Annotated in this window: 12 protein-coding genes and 1 pseudogene; 6 read left to right on the top strand and 7 right to left on the bottom strand. The window is 42.2% G+C overall.

Annotated features, from left to right (window positions below):
• A partial coding sequence (locus B3D47_RS10885) for a BapA/Bap/LapF family prefix-like domain-containing protein (protein ID WP_286861994.1) occupies positions 1-509 on the bottom strand: 509 nt, incomplete at its 3' end.
• A gap of 372 nt (positions 510-881) precedes the next feature.
• On the opposite strand from B3D47_RS10885, the gene B3D47_RS10880 reads away from it, so the two are divergent.
• The gene (locus B3D47_RS10880) at positions 882-2,051 is read left to right on the top strand and encodes a cupin domain-containing protein (protein ID WP_286861992.1); all 1,170 of its coding nucleotides are present in this window, start codon (positions 882-884) and stop codon (positions 2,049-2,051) included.
• An 80-nt stretch (positions 2,052-2,131) separates the two neighbouring features.
• On the opposite strand, the gene B3D47_RS10875 is transcribed toward B3D47_RS10880, so the two are convergent.
• From B3D47_RS10875 to B3D47_RS10865, 3 genes are all read right to left on the bottom strand, one after another.
• On the bottom strand, positions 2,132-2,911 hold the full coding sequence (locus B3D47_RS10875) for a glutathione S-transferase N-terminal domain-containing protein (protein WP_004812679.1): 780 nt from the start codon (positions 2,909-2,911) through the stop codon (positions 2,132-2,134).
• A gap of 101 nt (positions 2,912-3,012) precedes the next feature.
• Positions 3,013-3,522: a ribonuclease E activity regulator RraA gene (rraA, locus tag B3D47_RS10870; RefSeq protein WP_286861990.1), complete on the bottom strand. Its 510-nt coding sequence runs from the start codon at positions 3,520-3,522 to the stop codon at positions 3,013-3,015.
• Positions 3,523-3,533: 11 nt separating this feature from the next.
• Entirely contained in the window at positions 3,534-4,199 is a 666-nt protein-coding gene (locus B3D47_RS10865; protein ID WP_253169544.1) for an NAD-dependent epimerase/dehydratase family protein, read from the bottom strand.
• Between the two features lie 214 nt (positions 4,200-4,413).
• On the opposite strand from B3D47_RS10865, the gene rpsT reads away from it, so the two are divergent.
• A complete protein-coding gene (gene rpsT / locus B3D47_RS10860) occupies positions 4,414-4,683 on the top strand; it encodes a 30S ribosomal protein S20 (RefSeq protein WP_004786139.1) in 270 nt (89 codons plus the stop codon).
• Positions 4,684-4,931: 248 nt separating this feature from the next.
• Here the strand turns inward: rpsT and B3D47_RS14800 are convergent, their stop codons facing one another.
• From B3D47_RS14800 to B3D47_RS10850, 3 genes are all read right to left on the bottom strand, one after another.
• Positions 4,932-5,057 carry a hypothetical protein gene (locus tag B3D47_RS14800; RefSeq protein WP_260396204.1) on the bottom strand — a complete coding sequence of 42 codons (126 nt, stop codon included), beginning with the start codon at positions 5,055-5,057 and terminating at the stop codon, positions 4,932-4,934.
• 119 nt (positions 5,058-5,176) lie between these two features.
• Complete coding sequence (locus B3D47_RS10855; protein ID WP_008305272.1) at positions 5,177-5,926, bottom strand: histidine phosphatase family protein; 750 nt, start codon at positions 5,924-5,926, stop codon at positions 5,177-5,179.
• A gap of 60 nt (positions 5,927-5,986) precedes the next feature.
• On the bottom strand, positions 5,987-6,838 hold the full coding sequence (locus B3D47_RS10850) for a 3'(2'),5'-bisphosphate nucleotidase CysQ family protein (protein ID WP_273797687.1): 852 nt from the start codon (positions 6,836-6,838) through the stop codon (positions 5,987-5,989).
• 12 nt (positions 6,839-6,850) lie between these two features.
• Between B3D47_RS10850 and B3D47_RS10845 the strand changes: the two genes are divergently transcribed.
• The 4 genes and pseudogenes from B3D47_RS10845 to B3D47_RS10830 form a co-directional block, all read left to right on the top strand.
• The gene (locus tag B3D47_RS10845; protein WP_004812672.1) at positions 6,851-7,537 is read left to right on the top strand and encodes an HAD-IA family hydrolase; all 687 of its coding nucleotides are present in this window, start codon (positions 6,851-6,853) and stop codon (positions 7,535-7,537) included.
• The gene (locus B3D47_RS10840; RefSeq protein WP_048881674.1) at positions 7,530-7,970 is read left to right on the top strand and encodes an RNA-binding S4 domain-containing protein; all 441 of its coding nucleotides are present in this window, start codon (positions 7,530-7,532) and stop codon (positions 7,968-7,970) included. The genes B3D47_RS10845 and B3D47_RS10840 overlap by 8 nt, the downstream gene beginning before the upstream one ends.
• 146 nt (positions 7,971-8,116) lie before the next feature.
• Positions 8,117-9,160 (top strand): recombinase RecA, encoded by a 1,044-nt coding sequence (recA, locus tag B3D47_RS10835; RefSeq protein ID WP_005221756.1) that lies wholly within the window; start codon positions 8,117-8,119, stop codon positions 9,158-9,160.
• Positions 9,161-9,237: 77 nt separating this feature from the next.
• Positions 9,238-9,527 (top strand): annotated as a pseudogene (locus B3D47_RS10830) (regulatory protein RecX); the annotation flags it as partial.

The raw sequence follows: 9,527 nt of genomic DNA, 5'->3' as shown, positions 1-9,527 counted from the left end.
GGTTCTGGCTCTACTGGTATTTCCGGTTCAGGTTCTACTGGCACTTCCGGCCCAGGATCTATTGGCACTGGCTCATTTAGCTCTAACTGTTCATCATCTTCAACCTCACCACTGTCTGTCGCTGCAACTCCACCAATGAGCAATGTACCAATCGCTATCCACTCCCAATTTTCTGCAAGAAACGAGGAAGATGGTAATAATGTATCTGTCCTTGAAATCTGCTTATATTGCTTGGTCACCTCATCAAACCAATACAAAGTACCGCTTTGCTCTTCAATCACAAGACTAGACGTTAAACCTTCATGATTGTTTGCATAAAAATTTTCAACTACCAATCTTTCGCCATTTCTCAATACTAAAATCAGATTTGTACCGTCTTGAGACATCTGGACAATATCTGATTTAGAAATTTTGATTTTTACAATGGAGCTTTGATCGACTCGAACCGTATCAGCATTCAGCTGTATTTTTTCTTTTGTTTTTTTATTAATTATTTGAATTTCTTTCATTTTATTTTCCAAATTATTTTTATTCTCCTTACAAAAAATTGTGTCATTTCATCACTTATGTCAATCAAAGTATGTTTTTCACTATTTTATTTACGTAATTATCACTTTTAATTAAGCTACTCTAATTTGGTTCATATCTTTGTAATTCTTATCCTTCATTCAAAATGCTATTCTTCTTATTCAATTTTTAAGAGCGCTAAATTTTTTTAATAGATTAATTTTTAAATAAAATTCTCATCATTTATTTTATGAAAATAAATATTACTTAGTTTGCTCTCCTGGTATTTATAAAAGGCCTATTTCTCACCATCTCGCTTGCACCATTCAATAACTCAAGGGACAATAAGCAAAATTTATCTTGTAGTTAATCCCATGTCCCAACCTTTAGATGTATTAGGCGGAATTACCGCTGAACAATTCCTTGCTGAATACTGGCAGAAAAAACCTCTCCTTGTACGTAATGCCATGCCTGAAATTGCTGGCCTGCTTGAACCAGACGATGTCATGGAGCTGGCTCTGGATGAAAATGTCACTGCACGCTTGATCAAGCAAAAAGACCGCGACCCGAACCAATGGTCAGTGAAATCTTCACCTTTACTAAAAGCTGATTTCCAGAAGATGCCTAAATTATGGACACTCCTTGTTCAGGCAGTAGATCACTATTCCTTTGATCTATCAGAACTCTGGAAAAAATTTCCATTCATTCCACAATGGCGCCGTGATGACATCATGGTGTCGTATGCGCCTCAGGGTGGTTCTGTAGGCAAGCATTTCGACTTCTATGATGTCTTCCTTGTACAAGGTTATGGTCACCGTCGCTGGCAATTAGGTCAGATGTGTAATGCAGAGACTGAACTTGTTCCGGGTCAGCCATTAAAATTACTTCCAGAAATGGATGTAAACTTTGATGAAGTCCTTGCTCCAGGCGACTTACTGTATGTTCCACCTGGGCTTTCACACTACGGCGTAGCTGAAGATGACTGTTTAACTTTCTCTTTTGGTTTCCGTATGCCAAATGTCAGTGACATGATGGACCGTGTTGGAGACAAGTTTGCTGAAAATGAAGTTTTACGTAATCCCCTAACTGATATCATTCGTGATCAAATCAGTGCTGCCGGTGAAGTCACAGCTAATGAGCTTGAATATCTGAAAAGTAAAATCATGGAGCAGCTGCATAACTCCAATGTACTTGAAGATGCCATCATGAGCCTGATGTCTGAACCTAAATACCCAGAAAATATTCCAGAAGCAGAAGAAATTGGTACTGGCGACCTGGAAGAAGCATTAGACCAAGGCTATAGCATTATGCTCGAGCCTGCATCACGCCTGCTTTATACTGAAGAAGATGATGAAATACTATTCTGGGGCAATGGTGAAGGTTTATGTGTCTCAGAAGCTTTTGCAGAAAAACTCAAGCTGATCGCCAATGGGGAGTCTGTGATGCTCAATCTGGACTTTGCTGATGAAGATATGCTGGAAGACCTGGCAGATCTGCTCAATGAATCCATCCTCATGCTGGTTCCGCCTGCTGAAGAAGAATAACAAACAAAAAAAGAGGGTCATTTGATCCTCTTTTTTTGTTGGTGACCTAGGAAATTCTTTAATTAAAAAATTTACGAAAATTAAGCGCCATACTGACCTTTTAGATATTTCACAATATCTTTAGATTCGAACATTTTTACATTGGTATTCGGATCGACCAGATAAGGCACCTGGATATTGTTCCCCATCATGGTGAACAGCTGTTCGCGTTTACCGCCTGGCAAGGGCTCGTATTTTCCTGGCTTTAAGCGTAGCTTGGCTGGGCCATAATCTTGCCAGCGTTCTTTCGCCACATTGTGGTAGATATAAGGAATTTCCAGCTCAGACAATACACCACGGACTATACGGGTATACGGGCTGGCTTCAAACCCCCACAGCTCCAGAAGCTGTTCAGGTGCAGGTTTATTTTTCTTTAATGGTTTTGCCATACCACCGCGTAAACCGTTGACCATCGTACCGGCAATTGCAGCCACCGGCACCTTTGGATAATTTGAATATTTCGCCGGAGTCTTACCAGTTTTGCCATAATGCTTAAACAGGTGATGAATGATATCCTGAGATTCGTAAAGTTTATCTCCCGTATTTTCATCTACTAAAAATGGGAACTGGAGTTTGCCTCCCTGCTGTTTTACTTCAGGACGGAAGCGTTTACCGCCTCGTGGGCATGGATACACTTCATAATCAAGGTTGAGTAAAGTCATCACTTCACGGACACGGCGACAGAATGGCGAGCCTTCGTACTCATAAAGCTTTAAGGGTTTTTCAGGCTGGTTTGGAAATGGCGTTCCGGAAACTCCTCGTCCACCTTCCAGAAATGCGGATGCCAATGCCTGTGCTACTTTAATCTGATGGCCTAACATATCGTCTGTCCTCTTTATTGTTTTAAAGCCGTGAAAGCAGCAATCTAAACTGACTGACTTTCACGGTATAGCTGATTTTTGTATGTTTTCAATAAACAGGATTAGTCCACCAGTTTTTCTTTAGACAGCACGATCCCGTTATTGTCCGCATAAACGTATTCACCTGATTGAAAAGTCACGCCGCCAAAGTACAGTGGAACATCGACTTCACCAATACCTTTGCGATTGCTCTTTTGAGGAATCGAAGCTAAGGCATGCACACCAAGATCCAGTTCGGCAATCGCATCCACATCACGTACACAACCATAGATAATTACACCATTCCAGTGATTCTTTACTGCTGATTCAGCAATCAGGTCACCCATCAGTGCACAGCGCATCGAAGCACCACCATCCACGACCAAGACTTTGCCTGCACCATCGGTTGCTAGTAATTCTTTGACACGAGAATTATCTTCAAAGCACTTTACTGTGACAATCTGGCCACCAAAGCTTTTACGTGCACCATAGCTTCTAAAGAATTTGCCATCTAGGCATGGGGTGACTACCTGCAGGTCTTTATCCGGATTATCATCAAGCAGGTCACAAGTTACAAATGGTACGCTGGACACGATTTTTACCCTCATTTCATTTTTTGTATGGCTAAATTATCATAAATTTCAAATTTCACAGTCTGATTCAGGGCTGCATATACCATAGTATGAGCCACCTGCTCGGCTGTCACTGGCTTGTATTTAAAAGAATCCGGTACCAAATGCGAAAACTTGCCATAGAGTTTCTGTGCAGCATCTTCCAGTAAACGTTGATGACCACGTTCACCCATTAATAAAGATGGCCGGATCAGACTGATTCGTTCCAGCGTTAAGGTCTGGATATAATCTTCCAGTTCGCCTTTGACCCGATTATAGAAAAACCAGGATTCAGCATTCGCCCCCATGGCACTAATCAGCAGATAATGCGCATCCGTCTGTTGGACCAGCTCGGCAAAATGGGCATTGATGGTATAGTCCACATTATAAAAAGCATCTTTGGAACCTGCCTGCTTTAAGGTTGTACCCAGACAACTGAAAGCATGGGTATGTCCGCTGACATCCTGATCATTCAACATCAGAAAATCCTCAAAGACCAGTTGTTTGACTTTGGGCCATTGCTCAAACTCTGGCTGGTGCTTGCGTACCACGACACTGATATGCTTGCAGCTCGGCTCATTAACCAGCTGTTGTACCAAGCTCTTACCCACAAGACCTGTGGCACCAATGATGATTGGATATGTTATGGTTTTAGTCATTTTTTGTACGATCTCCCTGCCTGAATACTAATCTAACGTTTTCTTTAGAATTTTTCTGCAACTAAAATGTTGTCAAAGCATGTCAAGACTTGACTTAAGCCCTCAGTTTCCTCAAAATATGGCACTTGTTTACGGGCTGGTGATAGTTCTTCTGATGTTGGTTTTCAGTTGAGTTTCAGCCCGCCCAGACCAATCTATTTCAAGGAGTGCACGAGTGGCAAACTCTGCTCAAGCTAAAAAACGTGCTCGTCAAAACGTTAAAGCACGCAAACACAACGCAAGCTTGCGTTCTATGGTTCGTACCTATCTTAAACGTACAGTAGCTGCTATTGCTGCTGGCGACTATGCTGTTGCTACTGAAGCTTACAAAAAAGCTGTTCCAGTAATCGACCGTATGGCTGACAAAGGTATCATCCATAAAAACAAAGCAGCTCGTCATAAGAGCCGTTTGAACGCGCAAGTTAAAGCATTAGCTTCTAACTAATCGCAAATGAAAAAAGCCCTTTTAGGGCTTTTTTTGTGCCCAAAATTTAGTAAATCAACAAAATGATCTATTCAATAAAAAGATCATTTTTTAATAAATAAACTTTACAAGATTATTTCCACTCAATTCTTCTTCCTTATTTCCCAATATTTTTAAAATATTCTTTAAAAATTATAGAATCCTATTTCCTGCCCAAAATAGGATTGATAAAAATAAGAACGGAAATATCAGCCAGTTTAATATTTGAATTATTGATCCTTATCCATAGAATGTGGCGTTGTGGTCTTGTCCTGCTCTGGCGAATCCGTATCACGTTTCTGACAGGCGGTTAGACCCACTATAATAACCAAACTTAAAATTGTGATGGTTTTCATTGTTTTTCCCATACTTGAATATCTGCTTAGATATCAGCATAGTGATTTTTGATGATTATTCTATTTCACTTTCATAAGACAAATGTAAAAAGCTCAACCCTCATGATTGAGCTTTTAAGTTATTTCCTGGTGTGTAATTCCGCATTCTGAAACTGGGAAATATCCAGTTCATACACCTTACCGCGCCAGATCCATTTCAGTTTAGACTCCTCAAACACATCACCTTCGAACCAGACAAACAAACCTTCCATCATTTTTGGCCAGTCTTCCCGGCTAACTTCCTGATGACCTGACATGACTGCAATCATGGCTGCCAGAATCGTGTCATGACTTACTGCCAGACTGAGTCCATACGGCGTTTTTGGATGCGTGTTATAGATTAACTCCAGTACATCGACCACACCATGAATCGGATGTTTCATACCCGGCAAGGCGTTATTCACAAAGCTATTAATAAAACCTAATGCACCCTGTTTCTTAAAATATGGCCCTGCCTTCTGAATATCCAGTACAAAACTGCCAGGTTCGACCAGTAAGCCTTGTTCGATAATTTCAATGTTATGGGTATGCGATGCCTTATTGGTTGCATCTGCACCCTCAATCATAAGGGCGGCAGTATCGACACAACGCTGAATAGGACTAGAGATACAATGCTGAATATGACGATCAGTTTGATTGACCAGATAAGCCCCCCACTCCTGCGCCAGATCACGCCCCTGTGATGTTAATTGCAAGTCATAGCCTGCCAGGCCCTGACCGGCAACTTCTTCACGCAAGGAATGACGCGTAAACAGAGTCACAGGTGTCTTCGTATCAGGCAATAAATCTATTGCGCTGAGCATACTCGGTGGAAGCAGTTTTAATGCCACAATCTTGCCAACTGGTCTATCAACGGAATCATCTTCACTATAACATGAACGTTACACAGCTCAATCACTGCCTTGCATATCAGCCAGTGCCTTAAAGGCCAATATCTTCATCTCTTTGGTCTTATAGGCAATAAAACCACCATTTAATAAGGTCTCGCGCTGGTTATAACTAAATGGCCGTCCCTTAAAATCTACCAAACCGCCGCCAATACGTTCCAGCAGACATTGCCCGGCACTGGTATCCCATTCACAGGTCGGATGAAAGCGCGGATAAATATCCACCTGATCTTCCAGAATCATGCAAAATTTATAAGCACTGCCAGCTTTAAACTCCTCAAACTCAGTAAATTTAGCCAGACTTTCCAGATAAGCCGCATATTTAGGCTTTTTTTGGCTACTTTGACTTAGACCAATATGCACCGTGTCTTGTTGAGATGCTGGAAAATATTCATGCCAGCAATCTTGCTGAATGTCATATTTTAGCGGCATACCTTGTTCTGGACAGAAATAGATAAGCTGTTGTGCCGGAATTGCAAGAATGGCAAAAGTCGTCAGATTGTCTTTGACCAGGCTCAGATTAATAGTGAATTCGGGTCGTTGATGCAGAAATTCCTTGGTGCCATCCAGAGGATCGAGCAGCCAGAATGCAGACCATGCCTGACGGTCCTCCTGTTTACCTTCTTCAGAAAGTAACGGTAAATCAGAAATTTCAGCGAGGACCTGAGTCAGAAAAGTATTGACGCGGTAATCGGCTTGCGTCACAGGCGAATCATCCTTTTTCCTTTCAATGTCAAAAGCAGCACCGGAACAATATTGCTGATATTCTTCTCGCAAAATTTCACAAGCCTGTGTCAAAATGGGCACAAACTGCAAAATCATCGGATCTTGTGGTGCTGTTGTTGCTTTAAACATAGAAAACCTTATATGCCGAATTGCTCAGAAAAACCGCCCATTATTTTTGATATGGACGGGACCCTACTTGATCTTGCCTATGACGATTTCATCTGGAATGACCTGCTTCCTGTCCGCTATGCTGAAACGCACCATTGCAGCCTGGAGCAAAGTCGAACAACGCTTTATGCATTCTATCAAGAACATAATCATACCCTAAACTGGTACTCATCGCGCTTCTGGACAGCTAAAGTCGAAGTGGATGTTCTGGCGATGCAAATCGAGCATAAATCCAAAGTCGCATTAAGACCACAGGCACTGGAGTTACTGGATTATCTAAAGGCAAATGGCTACCCGATCTGGCTGGCCACCAATGCCGACTGTGCCGGACTCAGCTTCAAATTGGAACATCTGCAACTCAAAGATTATTTTGACGTGATTGTCAGCTCTGAAACCATCGGGCATGCCAAGGAGTTTGTTGAATTCTGGCAAGGTCTAAACGCCCTGCATCCTTTTGATCCTGAACAAGTCTATTTTATTGATGATACGGAAAAAGTATTGAATGGTGCCAAAGCCTATGGCATTCAGAATCTGTTCAGTATTAAACAGCCCTCCTCCAGCAAAGTTTCTCGCGAGACTTGCAATTACCCGATGCTGCACCAATTAACAGATTTAATCACATATTTAAATCAGGCTGAGGTTAACAAGCAATATGCGTAAATCGTCTTTACCCGAAGATGCGGTAGGCATGCGTATAGATAAATGGCTGTGGGCGGCACGTTTTTTCAAAACGCGCTCCATTGCCAAGAATGCCATTGAAGGCGGCAAGGTGCATATTGACGGCGAACGTGTCAAAGTCTCCCGTGAAGTCCGGATCGGCATGGAAATCACGGTCCAACAAGGCATTGACAAGAAAACTGTTGTTGTCAAAGAACTATCTGATGTCCGTGGCCCTGCTCCAGTTGCGCAAACACTTTATGAAGAAACTGAAGTCAGTATTGCCCGACGGGAATTGATTGCATCACAAAGAAAGTTGCATAATCTTGCTCGTCCGGATCACCGACCAAGTAAAAAAGATCGCCGTGACATCAGCAAATTTAGAGACGAAAATAGTCAGCTATTTGACCAGCATTGGTCATATAATGATGATTAAATTCAAGCGTCAGCGTATGTCGTACATGCGCTGAATTTTATAGAATATCAGGGAACTTTCTGTCACTATTATACCTGTGGAACAAAGCTCTAATTTAAGACATCCACTTGAGTACTAATTTAGTGACATCGTATTGAGGTTGTAAGATGGATGAGAATAAAAACAAGGCGCTGAATGCTGCCTTAAGCCAGATTGAAAAACAGTTTGGCAAAAACACAGTAATGCGTCTTGGTGACAATACCGTTCAAGCAGTTGAAGCTGTATCTACAGGTTCTTTAACGCTTGATATCGCGCTCGGTATTGGCGGTTTACCAAAAGGCCGTATTGTCGAGATCTATGGTCCTGAATCTTCAGGTAAAACCACCATGACATTACAAGCGATTGCAGAATGTCAAAAAGCTGGTGGTACTTGTGCATTCATCGATGCTGAACATGCGCTTGATCCTCAATATGCACGTAAATTGGGTGTAGATATCGACAACCTGCTGGTATCTCAACCCGACCATGGCGAACAGGCACTTGAAATTGCCGACATGCTGGTACGTTCAGGCGCGATTGACCTGATCGTTGTCGACTCTGTAGCTGCCCTGACCCCTCGTGCTGAAATTGAAGGCGAAATGGGTGACTCACACATGGGTCTGCAAGCACGTTTGATGAGCCAGGCACTGCGTAAAATCACTGGTAATGCCAAGCGTTCAAACTGTATGGTGATCTTCATTAACCAGATCCGTATGAAAATTGGTGTGATGTTTGGTAGTCCGGAAACTACTACTGGTGGTAATGCACTGAAATTCTATGCTTCTGTACGTCTGGATATCCGACGTATTGGTCAGGTAAAAGAAGGCGACGAAATCGTTGGTTCTGAAACTAAAGTTAAAGTTGTGAAGAACAAAATGGCGCCTCCATTTAAGGAAGCTCTATTCCAAATTCTGTATGGTAAAGGTGTAAACCATCTCGGTGAATTGATTGACCTTGCAGTACAGCAGGAAATCGTACAGAAAGCCGGTGCCTGGTACTCTTATCAAGGTGACAAGATTGGCCAAGGCAAGAACAACACTATTCGTTATCTGGAAGAGAACAAAGCACTTGCAGATACCATTGAAAAACTGATTCGTGAGCAGCTTTTGACGACAGGCAATGTGGTTGAAGATAAAGACGAAGAAGAACCAGCAGACTTTCTGGATGCATAATCCTTAAACGTCTTACAGAGCGCCCTACGGGGCGTTTTTGTTATTATGGACAGGTAATATAATGAATTGGATTCACTATGTCTGATGCAAAGTTCACTAAGCTCCTGGATTATGAAACCATCAAGCAACAGTTTGGCGATGCTCATGATTCGTCCAAGCCAGCAACTCCATCCCAAGCTGATGCCCTGCCCGAGTTTGATCCTGAAGAATGCTTATTTGATAACAAGCAGGAAGATAAAACGAAACCGGGCTTAACCGGCTCCCGTTTGCGCTCCTACGCCTTTGCAGTACTGACCCGTAAGGAATATGCCAAAGCGGAACTGATCGAGAAACTGTGTTTATATGCAGAAAATCGTGATGAAGTACT

Origin of the sequence: Acinetobacter sp. UBA3461, from assembly GCF_002381195.1 — a bacterium.
Classification (GTDB): Bacteria; Pseudomonadota; Gammaproteobacteria; order Pseudomonadales; family Moraxellaceae; genus Acinetobacter; species Acinetobacter schindleri.
Note: the sequence above shows the minus strand (reverse complement) of the source record. Positions and strands in the feature narration are given on the sequence as shown.

What these genes read in the sequence shown, in the direction of transcription:
- B3D47_RS14800 (WP_260396204.1), bottom strand. Translation starts at nt 5,057, where the DNA reads ATGAAAACCATCACAATTTTAAGTTTGGTTATTATAGTGGGTCTAACC.
- recA (WP_005221756.1), top strand. Translation starts at nt 8,117, where the DNA reads ATGGATGAGAATAAAAACAAGGCGCTGAATGCTGCCTTAAGCCAGATT.
- B3D47_RS10845 (WP_004812672.1), top strand. Translation starts at nt 6,851, where the DNA reads ATGCCGAATTGCTCAGAAAAACCGCCCATTATTTTTGATATGGACGGG.
- B3D47_RS10850 (WP_273797687.1), bottom strand. Translation starts at nt 6,838, where the DNA reads ATGTTTAAAGCAACAACAGCACCACAAGATCCGATGATTTTGCAGTTT.
- B3D47_RS10875 (WP_004812679.1), bottom strand. Translation starts at nt 2,911, where the DNA reads ATGTTAGGCCATCAGATTAAAGTAGCACAGGCATTGGCATCCGCATTT.
- B3D47_RS10865 (WP_253169544.1), bottom strand. Translation starts at nt 4,199, where the DNA reads ATGACTAAAACCATAACATATCCAATCATCATTGGTGCCACAGGTCTT.
- B3D47_RS10840 (WP_048881674.1), top strand. Translation starts at nt 7,530, where the DNA reads ATGCGTAAATCGTCTTTACCCGAAGATGCGGTAGGCATGCGTATAGAT.
- B3D47_RS10880 (WP_286861992.1), top strand. Translation starts at nt 882, where the DNA reads ATGTCCCAACCTTTAGATGTATTAGGCGGAATTACCGCTGAACAATTC.